This is a genomic window from Posidoniimonas corsicana (assembly GCF_007859765.1).
GTDB lineage: Bacteria > Planctomycetota > Planctomycetia > Pirellulales > Lacipirellulaceae > Posidoniimonas > Posidoniimonas corsicana.
This window is the reverse complement of the sequence record NZ_SIHJ01000007.1, coordinates 1-20,468: the sequence shown is the minus strand read 5'-3', so window position 1 is coordinate 20,468 and position 20,468 is coordinate 1. Positions and strand designations below refer to the sequence as shown.

Annotated in this window: 16 protein-coding genes; 13 read left to right on the top strand and 3 right to left on the bottom strand. The window is 67.0% G+C overall.

What is annotated here, in order from left to right:
* Positions 1-32: 32 nt before the first annotated feature.
* From phoU to KOR34_RS25275, 3 genes are all read left to right on the top strand, one after another.
* Complete coding sequence (gene phoU / locus KOR34_RS25285; protein ID WP_146568935.1) at positions 33-716, top strand: phosphate signaling complex protein PhoU; 684 nt, start codon at positions 33-35, stop codon at positions 714-716.
* Complete coding sequence (locus KOR34_RS25280) at positions 713-1,411, top strand: response regulator (protein WP_146568934.1); 699 nt, start codon at positions 713-715, stop codon at positions 1,409-1,411. Before phoU ends, KOR34_RS25280 begins: the two co-directional genes overlap by 4 nt.
* A 128-nt stretch (positions 1,412-1,539) precedes the next feature.
* Positions 1,540-2,292 carry a hypothetical protein gene (locus KOR34_RS25275; protein ID WP_146568933.1) on the top strand — a complete coding sequence of 251 codons (753 nt, stop codon included), beginning with the start codon at positions 1,540-1,542 and terminating at the stop codon, positions 2,290-2,292.
* 906 nt (positions 2,293-3,198) lie between these two features.
* Here the strand turns inward: KOR34_RS25275 and KOR34_RS25270 are convergent.
* Positions 3,199-3,459, bottom strand: a complete 261-nt coding sequence (locus KOR34_RS25270) for a LuxR C-terminal-related transcriptional regulator (RefSeq protein ID WP_146568932.1) — start codon at positions 3,457-3,459, stop codon at positions 3,199-3,201.
* Between the two features lie 601 nt (positions 3,460-4,060).
* Between KOR34_RS25270 and KOR34_RS25265 the strand changes: the two genes are divergently transcribed.
* The 10 genes from KOR34_RS25265 to KOR34_RS25220 all read left to right on the top strand — a co-directional run bounded on the left by KOR34_RS25265 (position 4,061) and on the right by KOR34_RS25220 (position 16,838).
* Positions 4,061-4,759, top strand: a complete 699-nt coding sequence (locus KOR34_RS25265) for a sigma-70 family RNA polymerase sigma factor (RefSeq protein ID WP_228714765.1) — start codon at positions 4,061-4,063, stop codon at positions 4,757-4,759.
* 2 nt (positions 4,760-4,761) lie between these two features.
* On the top strand, positions 4,762-6,372 hold the full coding sequence (locus KOR34_RS25260) for a zf-HC2 domain-containing protein (protein ID WP_146568931.1): 1,611 nt from the start codon (positions 4,762-4,764) through the stop codon (positions 6,370-6,372).
* 94 nt (positions 6,373-6,466) lie between these two features.
* Entirely contained in the window at positions 6,467-6,676 is a 210-nt protein-coding gene (locus KOR34_RS25255; RefSeq protein ID WP_146568930.1) for a CDGSH iron-sulfur domain-containing protein, read from the top strand.
* 272 nt (positions 6,677-6,948) lie between these two features.
* Positions 6,949-7,755 (top strand): hypothetical protein, encoded by an 807-nt coding sequence (locus KOR34_RS25250; RefSeq protein WP_146568929.1) that lies wholly within the window; start codon positions 6,949-6,951, stop codon positions 7,753-7,755.
* A gap of 222 nt (positions 7,756-7,977) precedes the next feature.
* On the top strand, positions 7,978-9,288 hold the full coding sequence (locus KOR34_RS25245) for a tagaturonate epimerase family protein (RefSeq protein ID WP_146568928.1): 1,311 nt from the start codon (positions 7,978-7,980) through the stop codon (positions 9,286-9,288).
* Positions 9,288-10,352: an aldo/keto reductase gene (locus KOR34_RS25240; protein WP_146568927.1), complete on the top strand. Its 1,065-nt coding sequence runs from the start codon at positions 9,288-9,290 to the stop codon at positions 10,350-10,352. Before KOR34_RS25245 ends, KOR34_RS25240 begins: the two co-directional genes overlap by 1 nt.
* Positions 10,353-10,376: 24 nt before the next feature.
* On the top strand, positions 10,377-11,204 hold the full coding sequence (locus tag KOR34_RS25235) for an amidohydrolase family protein (RefSeq protein WP_146568926.1): 828 nt from the start codon (positions 10,377-10,379) through the stop codon (positions 11,202-11,204).
* Between the two features lie 9 nt (positions 11,205-11,213).
* On the top strand, positions 11,214-12,236 hold the full coding sequence (locus KOR34_RS25230) for a zinc-binding alcohol dehydrogenase family protein (RefSeq protein ID WP_146568925.1): 1,023 nt from the start codon (positions 11,214-11,216) through the stop codon (positions 12,234-12,236).
* A 4-nt stretch (positions 12,237-12,240) separates the two neighbouring features.
* Positions 12,241-15,390, top strand: a complete 3,150-nt coding sequence (locus KOR34_RS25225) for a DUF1553 domain-containing protein (protein ID WP_146568924.1) — start codon at positions 12,241-12,243, stop codon at positions 15,388-15,390.
* Positions 15,391-15,392: 2 nt separating this feature from the next.
* Positions 15,393-16,838, top strand: a complete 1,446-nt coding sequence (locus KOR34_RS25220) for a DUF1501 domain-containing protein (RefSeq protein ID WP_146568923.1) — start codon at positions 15,393-15,395, stop codon at positions 16,836-16,838.
* A 75-nt stretch (positions 16,839-16,913) separates the two neighbouring features.
* Here the strand turns inward: KOR34_RS25220 and KOR34_RS25215 are convergent, their stop codons facing one another.
* Together KOR34_RS25215 and KOR34_RS25210 are read right to left on the bottom strand one after the other, a co-directional pair.
* Complete coding sequence (locus tag KOR34_RS25215; protein ID WP_146568922.1) at positions 16,914-18,839, bottom strand: GmrSD restriction endonuclease domain-containing protein; 1,926 nt, start codon at positions 18,837-18,839, stop codon at positions 16,914-16,916.
* A 53-nt stretch (positions 18,840-18,892) separates the two neighbouring features.
* A complete protein-coding gene (locus KOR34_RS25210; protein ID WP_228714764.1) occupies positions 18,893-20,209 on the bottom strand; it encodes a serine hydrolase domain-containing protein in 1,317 nt (438 codons plus the stop codon).
* Between the last annotated feature and the right edge of the window lie 259 nt (positions 20,210-20,468).

Genomic DNA, 20,468 nt, shown 5'->3' with positions numbered 1-20,468 from the left:
CGGCCGCCGTCCCACCCCAACCCATACCACGCATGTCGAAACACCTGGAACGCGACCTCGAACTGCTGGAGCGGGACGTGCTGGCGCAGTCGTCGATGGTGGAGGACATGATCCGCACCGCCAGCCGCTGCCTGTGCGACCAGACCACCGACGCCCTCGACGAGCTCTCCCGGCTCGAGCCGCAGGTCAACCTCCGCGAGGTCCGCATCGAGGAGGAGTGCCTCAAGATCCTGGCGTTGCACCAGCCGGTCGCCACCGACCTGCGCCGCGTCGCCACGATCCTCAAGATCAACACCGACCTCGAGCGGATCGGCGACCTGGCGGTCAACGTCGGCGAGCGGGTCTGGTCGCTCTCAGAACTGCCGGTGCTGCCGGCCCCGCAGGGCCTAGAGGAGATGACCAGCGTCACGATCGCCATGGTCCGCGACGCGCTGGACGCGTTCGTTGAGCTCGACGCCGACCGCGCGCAGGCGGTCCGCAAGCGGGACGACACCGTCGACGACCTCAACCACGACGTCATCAACGAGCTGCACGCCGTGATGAAGGCCGACCCCCGCCTGGTCGAACCGGCCGTGCACCTGTTCTCCGCCACCCGCCACATCGAACGGATCGCGGACCACGCGACCAACATTGCCGAGGACGTGGTCTACCTGGTCGAGGGCGAGATCGCCCGCCACCGCCACATGCAGCACGGCGCCGACTCCGCAAGACAATGAGCAAGAACCGCATCCTGATTGTCGAAGACGACCGCTCGCTGGCCGACGTGCTCGACTACAACCTCCGGCAGGACGGCTACGAAACGGTGGTCGCGCTCAACGGCCAGGACGGCCTCAACCAGGCCAAGCTCAAGACGCCCGACCTGGTGGTGCTCGACCTGATGCTGCCGGTCATCGACGGCCTGGAGATCTGCCGCCGCCTGCGGGCCGACCCGATCACCCGCCAGACGCTGATCCTGATGCTCACCGCCAAGGCGGAGGAGACCGATCAGGTCGCCGGCTTCTCGGTGGGGGCCGACGACTACGTCACCAAGCCGTTCAGCGTGAAGGTGCTGCTCGAGCGGATCCGCGCCCTGCTGCGGCGCCGCCAGGGTTCGGCGCAGACCGACGAGGTCATCGTCAGCCAGGGCATCCTGATCGACCGCGAGCGGCACCGCTGCACGGCCGGCGACCAGCCGCTCGACCTCACGCCCAGCGAGTTCGGCCTGCTCGAAACGCTGCTCCGGCAGCCGGGCCGCGTGTTCTCACGCTCGGAGCTGATCGACTCGGCGCTCGGCGGCGACTCGCTGGTGCTCGAGCGGACCATCGATGTGCACATCCGGGCGCTCCGCAAAAAGATGGGCGACCACGCCACGCTGGTCGAAACCGTCCGCGGAATCGGCTACCGGCTCCGCGACCCGACCGGCGCCGAGTAGCGGCCCGCTGTGCGGGCGGCGCCGGTCCTAACGGCGGCGCGGCCCGGCGGCGTTTCCCGCCGTCCTCTTCCGCGTCGATCCGGCGGGCTACGCTTGCGGCGATAACCACGCCCCCGCCGGAGCCCGCCATGCGTCTGCCCTTGGTGTTGTTGCTGCTCGCTGCCTGCTGCCTGACTGCCCGTGCGCGGGGCGGCCACCCAGTCGAGGACCACTACCGCAACCCAGCGGTCGCGGCGATCGACAATCGAGAGATCCTCGCAGCCTGGAAAGCCATCGCAGAGTTGCCTCCCCGCGCGGCTGCCGCCGAACTGCGGGAACGCTACACGCCTGGTGAGACCAGCACCGAGAAGACCAGCTTCCAAGGTTCATTGCACAAGTCCCCCCGCGGTGTGACGATCGTCAAGACGGTGACCAGCCCGGTCTACACGGCCACGGTCACGATGTCCTGCCGCGAAACTCCCGGGGGTGGTCCGCGGGTCACGCGAGAGGTCGACTTCCGCCTGTCCGGCAAGTCCACCGCAGCCGCCACCGCGATGGCCAAACGCGTGCAGCGGGAACTCCATACGCAAGAGCACCGCACCTACTACGTGGAGGGTCGCAACAAGTACGCAAAGCAACTCATTGCTCAGGGCCAAGAGGCGGCCGAGCGGTCGTTCAACAACGATTTCCAACCGCCAACGATCGAGGGCGTCACCATCGAACCGCGGATCGTTTTCTCGCAGGGCGACTGCAGCATCTACGCGACCGTCTACGGCGGCGGTGTAATGGGCAGCGTGAGCGTGCGGGCGGAAGACTCGGTGACCAGCGAGTTGGTCAAGTCGATGCTGCCCGCGTACGACGTGCACGTCTGGGCGGAGGAGACCCCCGATGGGTTGCGTTAGCCGCGACGGCGCCGCGAGTCGCAGCAAGCGGACGCTCACGGGCGGGGCCATCACGCCGGGAGGCGTTTGATCACGATCTTGAGCCACACTCTCAGGCGTACGTCGCGCGTGTGCTTATTAGTCAGACCGTCCACGCATGCTCTTCGGTACGTGGCGGCGCCGTCGTTGAACTGCTGAGCGCCGCGGCCGGTTCGGCAACGATCCGATCCACTGAGCTTGCCACGGCTACTTCCGCGATAGCAGCGACGTCCGGCAGTCTGGCCGCCAAGCGCCGCGGCGTCACAAGTGGAAACGCCGCAACAACAAGCGACGACGGCATCCAACATTCGAAAAGTGGCGCCAAAGTTTTTTTGACAAAGGGATCTCTAGTCGCTACTCTTCCCAGTGGATGGCATCGTTCCTCGTAAGGCAGGAGGGCCGACATGGAAAGTCCGCCGGACCAGCAGCAGGGGATCTTGAGGTGGTGGGCCGTTTGATTGGGACGGCGCCTCGAGGTTCCCCAAACCGTTGGACCAGTTAGAGACCGGAGAAGCTTCGCTGCCGCGCGTCTCGACGTTAGACGCGGTCCAGTTCAGGCGGCGATACAGGAGCCGCATTCAGCTATCTTGCCCGGGGGCATGGGCGTGCACATACGGGGGCGCACCCCAACACGGAATAGGCCTTGTGCCTGGTGCGCCGCATAGCACCTATTAGGCGCTGCTCGCCCGGCCCTGGGGCAACTTGACTGAGACGGTACCTAGTCTCCGTTGTTGGGTACCGATAAGCGATAACCAACGCAGGCCCTCGTCGCCTCTCTTTGTGCGACGAGGGCCTGTTTCATGCGCTGTGCGAGAATCGGTGGCGTGGATTGGCCTGCCCGGACCATCTCCAGTTCGCACTACGGCGAGTGACGACGCCCCGTCTCAATTAGGAGTAGAGCGGTGCGGCGTCGTTGAGCGGCAACTCGATCGGCGCCGCGGGGCCGGCGCCATGCTGGGCGCCCTCCGCCAAGCCGATGATGTAACCAAGGTGGACCGCCGACTCGGCGCCGTAGTGCAGCAGGATCCGGCGGCGGCGCTTTTCGATGGTGCGGAGGCTGACGTCCATCCGCCGGGCGATGATCTTGTTGGACGCTCCTAGCTTGAGGTACTCGAGAACGTCGAGCTCGTCCTGGGTTAGCTTTTCCATGGCCCCCCTCGCTGGGCTGAGTGGTTCAACGTGGCTCGCTTGATCGCCCGCGCAAGCGAGCGACCGGTTTCACGTCGTCGACGTGGGACGTGGCAAACCACCAAAACCTCGGGTGGAAAACCGGCTCGACGAAGGTAAAGTGCTAGCACAGCGGAGATTTCGATGGCGCCGCAGGCTGGCGTCTTTGCGCCACGAGGGGGCGTCCGTTGCAAGACCACTCAGCCGACGAGCGGCAATGGCGCGGACGCGCAATGCCCTGCCCGGCCCTACAATCGGCTCAGCCCGCAATGCCGCTGAGTCGCGTCCAGCAACAGGATGCCCTCAGCGGAATTGCACCCTACAAGCTCCCTCAGGTCTGAAAGTCCGCTGCTTAGCGTTTCGCTAGGCATATCGCCCCACTCTCGCGAAGCGACGGGGGAGACGGCAACCCCAGAGGCGCCAGGCCACGGCTCGTTTGACACCTCCCCCCGGCTGGCGGGAGAATTGCGGTAGTCCCGGATCGGGGTCCGGTCGGCTCGGAAACGGGCCGGAACTTTCTACGGTGAGGGTGCGTCCCAGTCGGTGGGAGCCCTCCAGACTTTCAGATTGTGACACCAACCGCGTGGAGTCGAGCAGAACAGGCTCGCAGACCCAACCAGCCAGCGCGACCCGAGCGCGTGGGCCCCGCCCCCGCTCCGCGCAGCCGGCGCCGGTCGGGCCGGACCCGGCCGACGACGACCTGGCGATCGACGAGGCGTTGGCCGGCGACTCGGCGGCCTTCGGGCGGCTGGTGGTGAAGTACCAGGACCGGCTCTACAACTCGCTGCTGCGGTACACGGGATCGCCAGAGGACGCGCAGGACGTCGCGCAGGACGCCTTTGTGCAGGCGTTCCTGAAACTCGGCAGTTTTAAACGCAACAGCGCGTTCTTCACCTGGTTGTACCGCATCGCATTCAACCGGGCCGCGAGCAACGCGCGGAAGCGGCGCGAGCGGACGTCGCTCGACGGCCTGACCGAGGCCGGCGCCCCCCAACCAACCGACCAGCACGCCCCGCCCGAGGCGGCCATGATCGCCCAAGAACACGCAGAGCTCGTCCGCCAGGCGGTGGCCGAGCTGGCCGACGACCAGCGGCAGGTGGTCGTGCTGCGCGAGTTCGACGGGTTCGACTACCAGCAGATTTCCGATGTGCTCGAGATCCCTATCGGCACGGTGCGCAGCCGTTTGTTCCGTGCCAGAATGCAGATGAAGGAACGCCTGGCGGCGATCCTCGGCGAGGCGCAAGACGCCCTGCCGCGGCCCGACCTGGGCGCCCAACCGTAACGATGACGCCACCCGGAGAGAACCCGAACACCACCGCACCGGACCAGGAAGACTGGGCCGAGCTGATCAGCGCGTACCTGGACGACGAGCTGACGCTTGATGAGCGTGCGCAGGTCGAGCAGCGTCTGGCCAGCGACGCCGAGGCGCAGCGTCTGCTGGACGAGCTCTCGGCGCTGACCGCCACACTCCACCGGCTGCCGCCCGAGTCGGCGCCTCGGGACCTGACCGACGCGGTGCTCAAGTCGGCCGAGCGGCGGATGCTGACCACCGAGCCCCGCAACCACAACGGCGGAGGGGTGTCGCTTGGCCGGTCGCCGCGTGGCTGGATGTGGGCCGCACTGGCGATCGCCGCCGCGGTGATGCTGATGGTCTTCCAACGTGACGAACCGACCCCCTCGATCGCCAAGTCGGATGCTTCGGCGGACTCCGGACTGGCCGCTCGCGATTCGGCGCCGGCGGAGGTGTTCGCGCCCGAAACAACCGCCCCGTCGCCCGAGGCGGCCGACTCCGCGTCCGAGGCGCTGATCGCCACGGAAGGAATGGCGGAGCCAGTCGATGCTCCTCCGGCCGGCGTGGCGGCGGCGCCCACGTCTCAGCCGTTGCCCGGCGCCCCGCCAGCGCCGTCTGCCGACACGGCGCCCGCCGAAACGGCGGCGGACAACGCACGCGGCGCAAGCGGCGTGGCGAGCGGACGGTTTGGCGGCGAGTTCGGCGCTGACTTCCGCGGCGGCGCAGGCCGAGGCTTTGGCGGGTTCGGCCCGCCGGTCGACGAGGGCGTGGTGGTGCGCCTCGACCTGCGGCCCGACGCGTTCAACGAGAAGCTGGTCGAGGCGGTGCTGGGGAACAACGGCATCGTGGTCGAGCCGACGCCGATCTCGCTGACCTCCACCCGTGCCCCGGAACGGCGGGCGGTCGAACGCGACACAACGCAGGTGGAAGACGAGGCCAGCGAGCTAGAGGAACGCCATCGCCGACTCGACCCGGCTGATGCGCCGGCGCTTAAACGTGAGACCGCGCCCGCCCTGCGGGACCTGATGCTGGTCAGCGCCCCGGCCCCGCAGCTGGTCGACGTCGTCTCCGAGATCAACCGGGACTTCTACAACTTCCGCCGCATCGAGGTCGAGCCGGCGTTCGACGCGCCGCAGCAACAACAGCCGCTGGCCTACAACAGCATGCAGGAAGAGTCCCTGCGTCAGCAGCAGCAAGAGTTTGCTCAGAACCTGCGGCTCTACTCCCGATCCGGCGTGAGCCCGCAGCAGGCCGCCAACGCACCAGCCTTCGAGCAGTCGCGTGCTCAGCAGCAGGCGACGACGAGCCGTACCGCCAAGGCGCAGGCGAAACGCACGACGCCCGCCCGCGGCGTTGCCTACCGCATCGAGGTCGACAACGAGCTGCCCGCCGATGGGATTGAGCTGTACAAGCAGATCAACCGGTTCGCCACCGAGCAGCTGTCGCGGGGACGCGGCGGCGACGCGTTCGGTGGCCGCGGCGGCGAGGTCGCACGGGCGAACCGCGCGGACCCGCTGCTGTCTGATCAGGCGCCGGTGCTGTTTGTCGTGCGACCGGCGGAGGAGCCGGCCGCGACGCCCGCTGTCGCCGCGCCCGTGGAGTAGGCGTTGGGCGCCCGCGGTTGCCACGCGGCGGGAATCGGCTAGTCTGCTGGGAGGGCGCCCCGACGGCGCCGACCATCCCAAGGAGAACCACTTCATGGCTGACGTCCGGATCCGTGTGCGCCCCAACGGCCCCTTCCTGGTGGAGGGCCCGATCGAGCTGTTCGACTCCGAGGGCAACGCCTTCGAGCTCAACCCCGACAAGCCGGCGATCGCGCTGTGCCGGTGCGGGGAGTCCAAGAACCGTCCGTTCTGCGACGGCGCCCACAAGTCTTGCGGGTTTGATTCGGACGAGCGCGCCTCGTAGCGGCGGCAGGTATCGACAGCTTTTCCCCGGCCGTCGGCCGGCCCGCACAGGCCGCCCGACCGGCCGGGTCGGCGGGATCGGCGCCGGCGCTCGGGGTTTCTGCCGGTTGCGCGATTCGCTCCGCCGCGGGGCTGCGCGGATTTGCTCTGCCGGCTGGCTTACGCCTGTCGGGCCGCGGCGCGGGGCGGTTAGAATCTGGCCCTCGTCGCGGGGGGCCTACGGAACCGCCGCCCCCGACGCCCGACCCGCCGACCGACAGGAGCCCGCCCCGCATGGCCGCACAAGAGATCGTTACCCCCGAGACCGCCCAGCAAGAAGAGAACGCGCAGCAGGAGAACGTCAGCCAGGAGACGCTGGACGCGTCGACCGGCTTCGTCGGGCAGTGGCACACACTGGTCAGCACCACCAACTGGGACAAGGGCCGCATCATCTGCGCGTGGCGCGATGAGCTCAAGAAATCCGGCGCGCCGGTGTCGCAGTACTCCGACGAGGCCTGGGCGCAGATCGTCGGCGACGTGACCGGCCAGCACGTCGGCCGCCTGCGGCGCACCTCGGAGCGGTTCGGTGAGGTTGCCGCGGAGTACGACGGACTGTACTGGAGCCACTTCCAGACCGCGCTCGACTGGGAAGACGCGGAGATGTGGCTCGAGGGCGCGCTGCAGAACAAGTGGTCGGTCTCGCAGATGCGGGCGCAGCGGTGGGAGACCGTTGGCGATGGGCCCAAGCCGGAAGAGCGTCCCGCCGAGACCGCCGACGCGCTCCCCTCGGCGCCCGCGCCGATCGGCGAGGAAGCCGAAGCGGTCGACGCCGAGGTGCAGGCCGCCAGCGATGACGCAGACTCCGAAGGCGAACGCGACGAGACCCAACCGATGGACGCGCCGGCCGCCGAGCGTCGCGAGCCGGTGCGGCCGATGAAGGATCTGGCCGAGTTGCCAGACGACCTGGCCGAGGCGTTCGAACAGTTCAAGCTCGCGATCCTGGCGCACAAGATGACCGACTGGGCCGACGTCTCACGGGACGACGTGCTCGCGTCGCTCGCCGCGCTCGAGCAGCTCGCGCTCGCGCCATCGGGCGATTAGGCCGCGGGCGTTGGGGGTGTCCTGAAACGAGGCTTCGGCAGGGCGAAAATGGGGAGGATGCGGGCTGCGGACTGGCAATCTCCGACCGATTGGCCGCACGGCTTAATGCAGTTGCGGCGGATTGCGTCGATAATGCAGTCCCGGCGCCCCGGAAATACCGCGGGTTCATGTCATACTGGGGTTCCACGAATGTTGCGTCGTAAACCCTAGTGCGTTCTCCTCATGTCTCAGAAAACCTTCTCTCAGGCTCCCCAAACTAGCTCCGTCCCCGCCGCCAGCGAACTCGGCCTGGCGCCCTCGTTCGGGTTCGGTGACCGAATCGGCCTGGCCACTCCGGGCCACATCGCGGCGATGCGATTGTCCGCTACCGGCATCGCGCCAATCTTCGCCCAGCAGTCCATCCGCGAGATGACCCGCACCAGCCGCGACCCGCAGGGCGTGATGGGCGACGCGATGGACGCGCTCGGCGCCGCGAAGTGGGAGTCGCAGCACGGCGCCGACGCCGACCACCTGAAGACCCCCGACGACGTGAACCGCACCGCTGAGGCGGGCTTCACGTTCTTCACGATCGACCCATCCGACCACGTCGACCAGAAGGCGGACGACTACAGCGAATCGCAGCTCCGTGAGCTGTTCGCCAAGATCAAGGACTCCGCACCTTGGTTCGACGGCTACCTCGGCAAGTCGGTCAAGCTCTCGACCGACGCTGAAATCAACTTCGACGAGATCACCCTGCTCCGCGCAGCCGTAAAGTATGGCCCCGCCATCCGCGAGGCGATCGCGCTGGCGGACCACATCCGCTTCGTGCAGACCGAGGCCAACCGCGACTTCGAGATCGAGCTGAGCGTCGACGAGACCGACCAGCCGACCACGCTTGCGGAGCACTACATCATCGCCGAGCAGTGCCTGCAGGCGGGGATGAAGCTGGTGTCGCTCGCGCCGCGGTTCATCGGCGACCTGGAGAAGGGCGTCGACTACATCGGCGACGTCGCGAAGCTCGAGGCCAGCCTGCACGACCACGCCGCGATCGCCGAGGCGCTCGGCCCCTACAAGCTGAGCCTGCACTCGGGCTCGGACAAGATCTCGATGTACCCCGCCCTGGCCCGCGCGACGCGTGGCCGCTTCCACGTGAAGACTGCCGGCACCTCGTACCTCGAGGCGCTGCGGGTCGTGGCGGTCTGCGAGCCGGACCTGTTCCGCGAGATGGTCGAGTACTCCCGCGAACGCTACAACACCGACCGCGCCACCTACCACGTGCACGCCACCCTCGAGACCGTGGCGGCGCCGTCCGAGCTCGGCAGCAACCAGGAACTGCAGGACGTCTACCTGGAGCGTTGGGAGACCGTGCCCGACGGCCTCGGCTTTACGAAGCCCGGCCGGCAGATCCTGCACTGCGCGTTCGGCTCGGTGCTGACGCACGATCGCCTCGGCCCCGCGCTGCGGCAGTGCCTGCTCGACCACCCCGAGACCTACTCGGAGATCCTGGCCGAGCACTTCGGGCGGCACCTGTCCGCGCTCAAGCAGGGGCTTTGATGTCGGGGGCGGCGGGGCAAGACGGCGCGCTGCGTCCCCTCGGCCGCACCGGCCTGAGCGTCCCCCGCATCGTCTACGGCGTCAGCTGCCTGGGCAACCTGTACGAGGCCCTGCCGCTGGAGACCAAGCGAGGGATCGCCGCGGCGTGGTTCCAGGCGTCCGACGCGCGGCCCGTGGCGATCGACGCCGCGGGCAAGTACGGCGCCGGCCTGGCCCTGGAGGTGGTGGGCGACTCGCTCCGCGGGCTTGGCGTACCGCCCAAGGATGTGCTGCTCAGCAACAAGCTCGGCTGGCTGCGTGTCCCGCTCGAGTCCGAGGAGCCGACCTTCGAGCCCGGCGTATGGGCCGACCTGCGGCACGACGCCGTGCAGCGCATTAGCCACGACGGCATCCTCGAGTGCTGGGAGCAAGGGCTCCAGCTGCTCGGCGCGCCCTACCGGCCGCAGCTCGCGTCCGTCCACGACCCGGACGAGTACCTCGCCGCATCGACCGACGATGAGGACCGCCGGTCGCGACTCGACGACGTCCTCGGCGCGTACGCCGCGCTGCACGAACTCAAGGAGCGGGGCGAGGTAGCGGCCGTTGGGGTCGGCGCCAAGGACTGGCGGGTTATCGAGGAGCTCTCCCAGCAGATCGACTTCGATTGGGTCATGCTGGCGAACAGCCTCACCATCTACCGCCACCCGCCGGAGCTGCTGGACTTCGTCGGCGGGCTGGCCGGCCGCGGGGTCGGCGTCATCAACTCCGCGGTGTTCAACGCCGGGTTCCTCGTGGGCGGCAGGTTCCTTGACTACCGCGTCGCGACGCCCGAGACCGACAGCCAGGCATTCGCCTGGCGACAGACCTTCCACAAGCTCTGCGCCCGCCACGATGTTCCGCCCACGGTGGCGTGCGTGCAGTTTGGCCTCGCCGCGCCGGGCGTCGCCGCGGTGGCGCTCAACACCAGCGCGCCGAGCCGCGTGCTCGACAACGCGCGGTCGGTCGAGCAGCAGGCGCCCGCCGCGTTCTGGCAGGACGCCAAGGCCGCCGGCCTGGTCGACCCCGCCTGCGACTTTGTTGGCTAGCCCACGCAGCCCGACGCCCCGCCCATGGTCATCGACGCCCACCACCACTTCTGGAACTACAGCCCGTCGGCGTACGGCTGGATCGACGAGTCGATGGCGGCTATCGCCCGCGACTTCACCCCCGCCGACCTGGCCGCCGAGGCCCAGACGGCCGGGGTCGACGGCGTGGTGAGTGTCCAGGCGCGGCAGACGCTGGAGGAAACCGGCTGGCTGCTCGGCCTCGCCGACCAACACGACCTGATCCGTGGCGTGGTTGGCTGGGCGCCGCTGGCCAGCGACGACATCGCGGGCGTGCTGGCGGAGCTCGCCGGTCACCCCAAGCTCAAGGGCCTGCGGCATGTAGTGCAGGACGAGCCGGACGAGCGATTCCTCGAGGGGCAGGCGTTCAACCGCGGGGTGTCGCTGCTATCAGGCCACGGCCTTGTCTACGACCTCCTGATCTTCGAGCGTCAGCTCCCCGCCGCGATTGCCTTTGTCGACCGCCACCCGGATACTCGGTTTGTGCTGGACCACATCGCGAAGCCGCGGATCGAGGCCGGCGAGCTCTCGCCCTGGAAAGAGAATATCGCCGAGCTCGCCCGCCGGCCCAACGTGTGGTGCAAGGTCTCCGGCATGGTGACCGAGGCGGACCTCCAAGGCTGGACCGCCGATGGCTTGCGTCCCTACTTCGATGCGGTGCTGGAGGGCTTCGGGCCGGGGCGCCTGATGTTCGGCTCCGACTGGCCGGTCTGCCTGCTGGCTTGCGACTACGCCCGCTGGCTGCAGACGGTCCGCGACTGGGCGTCGGACCTCTCCGCAGCCGAGCAGCGTTCGCTCTTCGGCGAGACCGCGATCAACGTCTACCAGCTCTAGGAGCCGTCCTTGAAAGCGTTTCAGATCACCGAGCCCGGGGCGTCCCGGCTCACCGAACTCGCCGACCCCCAGCCCGCCGCCGGCGAGGTGCTGCTGCGGATCCGCTGCGTTGGGTTCTGCGGCAGCGACCTCAACACGTACCGCGGCATGAACCCGCTGGTCAGCTACCCCCGCATCCCGGGGCACGAGATCGCCGGAACGGTCGCGGCGCTCGGCGAAGGGGTCGCCGGCTGGACCGTCGGGCAGGATGTGCTGGTGTTCCCGTACACCGAGTGCGGCGCGTGCTCCGCCTGCCGCGCCGGGCGGCCCAACTGCTGTCGCGACAACAAGACCCTCGGCGTGCAGCGTGACGGCGCGATGGCCGAGCTGGCGTGCGTGCCGCAGGGCAAGCTGCTGTCGGCCGACGGGCTCTCTCCTACCGAGCTCGCCCTGGTCGAGCCGCTGACCGTCGGCGCCCACGCGGCCGCGCGGGGCCAGGCGTCCGAGGGTGAGCACGTGGTGGTGTTCGGCGCCGGGGCGATCGGACTGGGCGCGATCGCCGGCGCCGCGTACCGCGGCGCGGTGGTGACGGCCGTCGACATCGACGACGCCAAGCTCGCCCTTGCGCAGAAGTGCGGCGCGACCCACGCGGTCAACTCGGCCGCCCAGGATCTGCACGCCCGCCTGCAAGAGCTCACCGGCGGGCACGGCCCGGCCCTGGCGATCGAGGCGGTGGGCCTGCCGCAAACGTTCGTTTCGGCGGTGGAAGAGGTCTGCTTCGCGGGCCGGGTGGTGTACATCGGTTATGCTAAAGAAGCCGTGTCGTACGACACCAAGCTGTTCGTCATGAAGGAGCTGGACATCCGCGGGTCCCGCAACGCGTTGCGGACTGACTTCGAGCAGGTGATCGCCATGCTGCAGGCGGGCGGGTTCCCAACCGCCGAGGTGGTGTCGCACCGCGGCCCGCTGGACCAGGCGGGCGGGCTGCTGGCCGAGTGGGCCGAGGCGCCGCAGCGGTTCACCAAAATCCAGATCGAGTTCCCCGAGGGCTGACCGCGTGCGTTGGTTGTCGCTCATCCCGCTGCTGCTCGCGCCGCTCTTAACGGCTGGCGTCGCGTGCTGCGCCGAGCCCAACTTCAACCGCGACGTCCGGCCGATCCTCTCCGACAAGTGCTTCTTCTGCCACGGCCCGGACGAGGGCAGCCGGCAGGCCGGCCTGCGGCTGGACATCGGCGCCGACGCCCGCCACGCGATCGGCTCGGGAGAGCTCGTCGAACGGGTCACCAGCGACGACCCGTTCGTGATGATGCCGCCTCCGGAGTCGAAGCTCGCGCTCACCGACGCCGAGAAGCAGACGCTCCGCCAGTGGGTCGCCGCGGGCGGAGGTTACGAACGCCACTGGGCGTTCGAGCCGGTGCCCGCGGAAGTCCCGCCACCGGCGGTGCAGCAGAACGAGTGGCCGCAATCACCGATCGACCGCTTCGTGCTGTCGCGTTTGGAAGAGCACGGACTCTCGCCTACCCCACAGGCGGACCACGCCCGCTGGCTGCGGAGGGCGACGCTCGACCTCACCGGGCTGCCGCCCACGCCGGCCGAGATCGAAGCGTTCCAGCAGCACGCGGCCGGCGACCCGGAAGCCGCCCAGCGCGACGCGACCCGGCGGCTGCTCGCTTCGCCCGACTACGGCGAGCACATGGCCGCCGCTTGGCTCGACGCCGCGCGGTACGCCGACTCGTACGGCTACCAGTCCGACATGCTCAACACGCTCTGGCCGTACCGCGACTGGGTGATCCGCTCGTACAACCAGAACCTGCCGTACGACCAGTTCCTCACCTGGCAGCTGGCCGGTGACCTGGTGCCATCGCCCACGCCCGACCAGCTGCTCGCCACCGCGTTTAACCGGCTGCACCGGCTTAACAACGAAGGCGGCGCCGTATTCGAGGAGTGGCGTATCGAGAACGTCGCCGATCGGGTGCACACCTTCGGCACGGCCGCGTTGGGCCTCACGCTTGAGTGCTGCCGCTGCCACGACCACAAGTACGACCCCATCCCGATGCGCGACTACTACGCGCTCTCGGCGTTCTTCAACTCCATCGACGAGAGCGGCCTGTACGACCGCACCGCCAAAGTGCCGGCGCCCAGCATGCTGCTGCCCACGGCTGAGCAGCAGTCGCAACTCGAAGCCGCCCGGCAACGCGTCGACGCCGCCCAGCGTGACCTCCAACAAACCCTCGCCGGCGCCAGCGAACGCTACTCACAGTGGCTCGCCGAAGCCGAGCAGCAGCGAGCCGAGCTCTCGACGCCCGGTTTGGTGACAGCAATCGACTTCGACGAGCCGTTTGACGACTCACAGCGCGACGCCTGGCGCCCCTCCACCGACGACCGTGCGCGGACCGCGGACCTGCCGCGGGCCGAGGTCGCCGACTCGCCGTTCCCCCGACCAACCAACCACGACGGCCCGCGTCGGGCGTTGCGGCTCGATGGCGACCACGGCGCCACCATCCTCGGCGTCGAACCGATCGACCGCTGGACTCCATTCAGCCTGGTGCTCACCTTCCGCGAGACCGCCCGCTCACCCGACCGCGCCGTGCTGGCCCACTACTGCCGTGGCGCCGACCCCGGCTTCAGCGGCTGGGACCTGACCATCGAAGACGGGCACGTCGCGTCGCGGCTGTACCGCGTCTGGCCCGGCAACGCGATCGGCGTCCGCACGGTGGAGCCGATCCCCGCCGACCAGTGGAACCAGGTCACCGCGACGTACGATGGTTCGTCCCAAGCGGACGGGCTTAAGCTGTACCTCAACGGCCAACCGCTGCCGACGAAAATTGTCCGCGACGCCATCCACAAGCGGGCCAATGTACCGCAGGGCCCGGGCGGCGACCTGGTGGTGGGGCAGCGATTCCGTTCCCGCGGCCTGGCTGGCGGGCTGATCGACGATGTCCGCTTCTACTCACGCCAGCTCACCGACGGCGAGGTCCACAGCCTGGCGACCGGCGCCCCGCCCCGTCCCTCGCTCGACTACTTCACCTCGGCCGTCGACGAAGCCAGCCGCGCAGCCGCCGAGCGGCTCGCCGAGGCCCGCCAACAGCTCGCGATGGCGGAGGAGCCGGTGCAGGAGGTCCCCGTCATGCGAGAGCTCCCTGAGCCGCGTCCCGCTCATGTGCTCGCCCGCGGGCAGTACGACTCGCCAACCGGGCCCGACACGCTGGTCGGCCGCAACACGTTCTCCGACATGCTTCCGCCCTTCCCCGCCGACGCGCCGCGCGACCGGCTGGGCCTGGCGCAGTGGCTCACCGCGCCGGACCACCCGCTCACGGCCCGAGTGTTCGTGAACCGGCTGTGGGCCAACTTCTTCGGGCGGGGGCTGGTCGACACGCCGGACAACTTCGGCCTGCAGGGCGCCCAGCCGACCCATCCGGAACTGCTCGACTGGCTGGCCCGCGACTTTGTCGACCACGGCTGGGACGTAAAGCGGCTGTGCGAGCAGATCGTGCTCTCGGCGACCTACCGCCAGTCGTCGGCCGCGACCGACAAGCTGCTTGAGGCCGACCGCGAGAACCGCCTCCTCGCCCGCGGACCCTCGCACCGATTGAGCGCCGAGCAGATCCGCGACCTGGCGCTCGCCGCGTCCGGGCTGCTGAACCCCGAGCGGGGCGGGCCGCCCGTTTCGCCCTACCAACCGGGCGGCGACCTGTGGCGCGAGGCGAACGCCATGTCGCCCGCGTACAAGGAGTCGGTGGGCGAGTCGCTCTACCGGCGTTCGGTCTACTCGGTCTGGAAGCGCACGGCGCCGCTGCCCAACATGCTGGCCTTCGACGCGATGTCCCGCGAGGTGTGCACCGTCAGCCGCTCGCGCACCAACACCCCGCTGCAGGCGCTGGTGCTGCTGAACGACACGCAGTTCGTCGAGGCCGCCCGGGTGCTGGCCGAACAAGTGGTCGACGATCACGCCGAGGACGCCGGCGCCGTCTCCGCAGCGTTCGTCCGCCTCACCGGCCGCGAAGCGACCGACGCCGAGCGGCGCCTGCTGCTCGGCCTGCTGTCCGACGAGCTCGCGTACTACCAGGCCCACCCCGACGAGGCCGGCAAGCTAGTCGGCGTTGGCGCGGCCGAGTCGTCGGGCGAAACCGATGCGCCCCGCCTGGCCGCGATGACCACCGTCTGCCAGGCCATCCTGAACCTCGACGCCACGGTCTGGAAACGCTGAGCATGCCGCACCGCCAACCACCCGCCGACCCGTTCGCCGCCAACCGCCGCTGCTTTTTGCGCGGCGGCGCAACCGCGCTGGGCGCCGCCGCGTTGGCCGGGCTGCCAGCGGGCGTGACGAGCGCGTCCGCCGCCACCGCGTCGTCGCCCGAGTTCCCCAACTACCCGGCCAAGGCCAAGCGGGTCATCTACCTGTTCCAGTCCGGCGGCCCGTCGCAGCAGGACCTGTTCGACCACAAGCCGCTGCTCAACCGGCTCAACGGCGAGGAGCTCCCCCCCTCGGTGCGCGGCGGGCAACGCCTGACCGGCATGTCGGGCAACCAGTCGTCGCTGCCGCTGGCCGGGTCGATGTTCCGGTTCGGCCGCTACGGGCAGTCGGGCGCATGGCTCAGCGAGCTGCTGCCGCACCACCGCCGCATCGTCGACGACGTGTGCTTCGTCCGCTCGCTCTACACCGAGGCCATCAACCACGACCCGGCCATCACGATGATGCAGACCGGCTCGCAGATCGCCGGCCGGCCGTCGTTCGGCGCGTGGCTGTCGTACGGCATCGGCTCGGAGAACGCCGACCTGCCGGCCTTCATTGTGCTGGTCTCGTCGGGCCAGGGCGGCCAGCCGCTCTACGCGCGGCTGTGGGGCTCGGGCTTCCTCGACTCCAAGCACCAGGGCGTGCGGTTCCGCTCCGGCAAGGAGCCGGTCCTGTACCTCACCAACCCGGACGGCGTGTGCCGCTCGCGGCGCCGCGGGCAGCTCGACGCGATCAACCAGCTCAACCGCCTGCAGCACGCCGCCGAGCACGACCCGGAGATCAACTCCCGCATCGCGCAGTACGAGATGGCGTTCCAGATGCAGATGTCGGTGCCCGACGCGACCGACCTGTCGGACGAGCCGGAGAGCACGTTCGAGCTGTACGGCGAGGACGCCCGCCGGCCCGGCACGTTCGCCGCCAACTGCCTGCTGGCCCGCCGGCTGGCCGAACGCGACGTGCGGTTCATCCAGCTCTACCACCAGGGGTGGGACCAGCACTCCAACCTGCCCAAAGACATCGTCGGCCAAGCGAAGGAGACCGACCAGGCGTCGGCCGCGCTGGTGCTCGACCTCAAGCAACGCGGCCTGCTGGAGGACACCATCGTCGTGTGGGCCGGCGAGTTCGGACGCACCTCCTACAGCCAGGGCATCCTCACCGCCGACAACTACGGCCGCGACCACCACCCCCGCTGCTTCACCGGCTGGATCGCCGGCGGCGGCTTCAAGCCCGGCATGACCTACGGCGCCTCGGACGACTTCGGCTACAACCTCGCGTCCGACGGCGTGCACGTGCACGACCTCAACGCCACACTGCTGCACCAGCTCGGCATCGACCACGAGCGGCTCACCTTCAAACACCAGGGCCGCCGCTTCCGCCTGACCGACGTGCACGGGCACGTAGTGCGTGAGTTGTTGAGCTGAGAGATGTCGGCAGAACGCTCATGTAATCAAGCATATTCAGGATACAGAATGCGACAGGAAGCTGCACTGACCCTTTCAACCGCGCTGAAACAGCGATTGAACTGCAGTGATCTTTGATATTTGATCAACGTGCACCGTACTGCTTCCTTCGCGAATGTACATCTGATCGCTCAACGTCGACGCCACCTTTTGCGATGGAATCCAAATTGTGATCACAGAGTGATTCCTAAAGTCAATGCAGTCCACCTTTGCCATAACTGCACTCTTGAGCGGTTCACTCAAAGGCGACGTCGCAATGGCCTGGCATACCCGTTGAACATAGGTATCAACGTCCATATCAAGCAGCTTCGCTTCTCTATCGATACCTACGACATACCTGGCACCGATCTTGGTTTCGCTAATCTCGTCAAGTTCGTGAATCCGACTAGCGTCGCGCTGAGAGTCAGCAACTCCAATAAACACTGCACCATCCGAGTCTGGTCCCAGATTCGCGATCGCACATATTGTCTGAATCACATCTTGAAGGACTTCCTCGTTATGTTGCCTGCTTCCGTGGAGCTCCAAAACCCCCTGCTTGCATTCGAACGCGGCGGTTTCCACCTTTGATCGCCGAAGCGCGTTGCAGAACTGAATGCCGAGCCCAGCACCAGTATTAACTGATGGAGGCCGGCGATCATCGAAATAGCGTGATATCAACCCTTTCGTCAGATCGATGTTCTCGCGTCGCTTTTGTGCAGTCACCTGCCCTCGGGCCACATTGAGCTTGTTCTGTAAGTCTGTGAGTGCTGCCACTATCGCGTCCACGTCGCCTGGAGACTTCTCATCTTCTACGCAGAGCTCGTAGAACGCCATAAATACTGCGTAGAACGGAGCCTTAATCGGGTTGCTACCCGCGTTCGGGTTAAGCACTCTCTTCATGCATCCTGGGTTAGCGTCGTGCTCTCGAAAGAGATCAAGAAGTATGTTCAGCGCAGCCAGCACATTGGCCTTTATCGTGTCCGCACCGACGTGATGAACGCTCCGCTCAAGCTGCTGCGCCTCGTCCGTCAATAGGTTGTAGTGCGCATCGAGGTTCGCACCGCTAAATGCAAAGGGTTCATCATTAAGAATGGAAATGACCAAATCCGCAACGAACTGCTCGTCCTCGGCTTCGCGCAGCTGACTCTTGCGCAGCACTCCTTGATTGCACCAGAACGTCTCGTCCGCAGCAATTCCATAGGTATCGTGAAACTCGTCTGGTTCGATACTTATGGACGGCATTTCTGAGAGATCTAGAGTTTCTCGTGAGACATCGCCCCGGATCTCTGCTGATAACGTACGAACGAGCGATGCGAACTCCGATACGACCCCAGCTTGCCGCTGTTCCTGGTCGCTCAGCCTTCGTCCATAGGCATTGATTCTTCCGAAAACTTCGTTTACCGCAGATGAGTCAGAAGCTGGAAACTCAGTAATCGCCAAAGTGTAGTCGAGGAGATTAGAGCAGGCCTCGCGATCTAGCTTCTCGAATTCACGTGGGATGGCGGGGAAAACCCCATTCTCCAGTCTTTGCTGTGCGCGCGATAGTTCCTCAACCCTAAAGTACTTGCCCTCAACCCCGTACCGATTCTCGATGAATTCAAAAATCGCATTCAATCGCTGTAGTCCATCAAGAATCTCATAAGACTTTGATCCGTCAGGTAGTGTTTCGGTGGCGAGTAGAATCAAGGGAATAGGAAATCCCCTCAAAATGCTATCGATGAGCTTTTGCTTCTCTTCTCTCGTCCACACCAACTTACGCTGGTACTTTCGATTAACAACGAATTTCCCATCCGTATAGTCTCGATAGGCAGCTTGAACACTAAGACCCTTCGGTGTCACACTCATTCGCACCTCCGTTTCTGGCTGCAATTCGACGATCTTAGCCGTCCTCGGAACAATTCCGTCACCACGCAATGCGTTTCCGGAATACTTGGATTCAAACACATGCCTGAGCAAGAGCTCTAGGGGTTCCGCAAACAGCAAGACCCTTAGCTCCCCCAACCTCTAGCGTTGATGACCAATTACAACGCGACCACCTACTCCTCAATCGCCCCGTACACAATCGGTTTCACCAGGTCCTCGGTCTCCGAGGAGTATGGCATCCGCTGCTCCATCGTCACGACGATCAGCTCGTCCCGCGGCGAAACCCAGTAGTGCGTGCTGGCGGCGCCGCCCCAGCCGTACTCGCCCGGCCGCTCGCCCTCGGCGGCGTCGGTGATCACGTTGAACCCCAGCCCGAAGCCGACGCCGGTCCGCACGTCGTCGCCGAAGGTGACCCAGCCGGCCTCCTCCGGCAGCTGGTTGGTGGTCATCAGCTTGACCGACTCCTCGGACAGCACCCGCGTGCCCCCGAGCGCGCCGCCCCGCTCGACCATCAGCAGGAACCGCATGTAGTCGGGCACGGTTCCCACCAGCCCGCCGCCGCCGGAGAACAGCCCGGGCTTGGTCAGGTAGTCGCTGTCGGTTGACGAGTCGATCACCTTGAGGCCGCCCTCGCCGTCCGGCGCGTAGTTGACGGCGAAGCGGCTCTGCTTCCCGTCGGGCACGTAGAACGCGGTGTCGACCATCCCCAGCGGCGCAAAGATCCGCTCCTGGAGGAACTCATTCAGCGGCCGCCCCGACGCGACCTCCACCACCCGGCCCAGCACGTCGACCGACGCGCCGTACTTCCAATCCGTGCCGGGCTCGAAGGTGAGCGGGATCTGGCTGATCTTGGTAGTCATCTGAGCCAGGCTGGAATCCCGATCCAGCACGCCCTTGGCGTCCATCATCCGCTCTGTTGGATCGCCCCCCTTAGATCCATACGGGATGCCCGAAGTGTGCAAGAAAAGATCTGCCACGGTCAGCGTTTGTTCCGCGACAGCTGGGACGTGGTCGCCAACAAAATGGACATCGAGGAACCCATCAAAACTCCTGCCCAACCGTGCTTCGGCTTCCTTCCCGCTGACGAAGACTTGCGGCTTGGCCAGCTCTGGCAGGTACCGCCCAACCGGCGCGTCGAGTTCAAGTTTCCCCTCGTCCACTAGCACGAGCGCGGCGGCCGACGTGACCGCCTTGCTCATCGAGTAGATGCGGAACAGCGTGTCGGACTCCACCGGCAGCTTCCGCTCGATGTCCCGCAGGCCGTAGGCTTCGTCGAACACCACCTTGCCGTGCCGGGCGATCATCACCGCGCCGCCGGCGATGTGCTTGTCCGCCACCAGGCGGTTCATTGCTTCACTGACCTCTTTCAGCTTCTCGGCCGACAGCCCCTCGGCGGCCGGCGTCGACCGCGGCAGCTCCGCCGCTTGCGAGACCACACCGCCCGCGATCACCACGACGCTAAGCACAGCAAGCTGGGACACAATCTGCATGGCGTTTCCCCCTGAGGTTGTTGAGCGTCCCACCGGCGGGGGACTTTTGTCCCTCATTGCGCACACGATTTTTAGGGACAAAAGTAGCTCTGTAGAAAGCTTCTAGATGTTTAGAGGATCATGAGGTTGAGAGTGAGGGTCTTGAGGGCGGCTTCGCGTCGCTGCATGGGCTTTTTTCGTGCTCGCAGCTGGGGCCCGAGGAGGCGTTTGAGCATGCTGATGGTGGTCTCGGCCTGGGCGCGTTGCCCGTAGCGGGTGG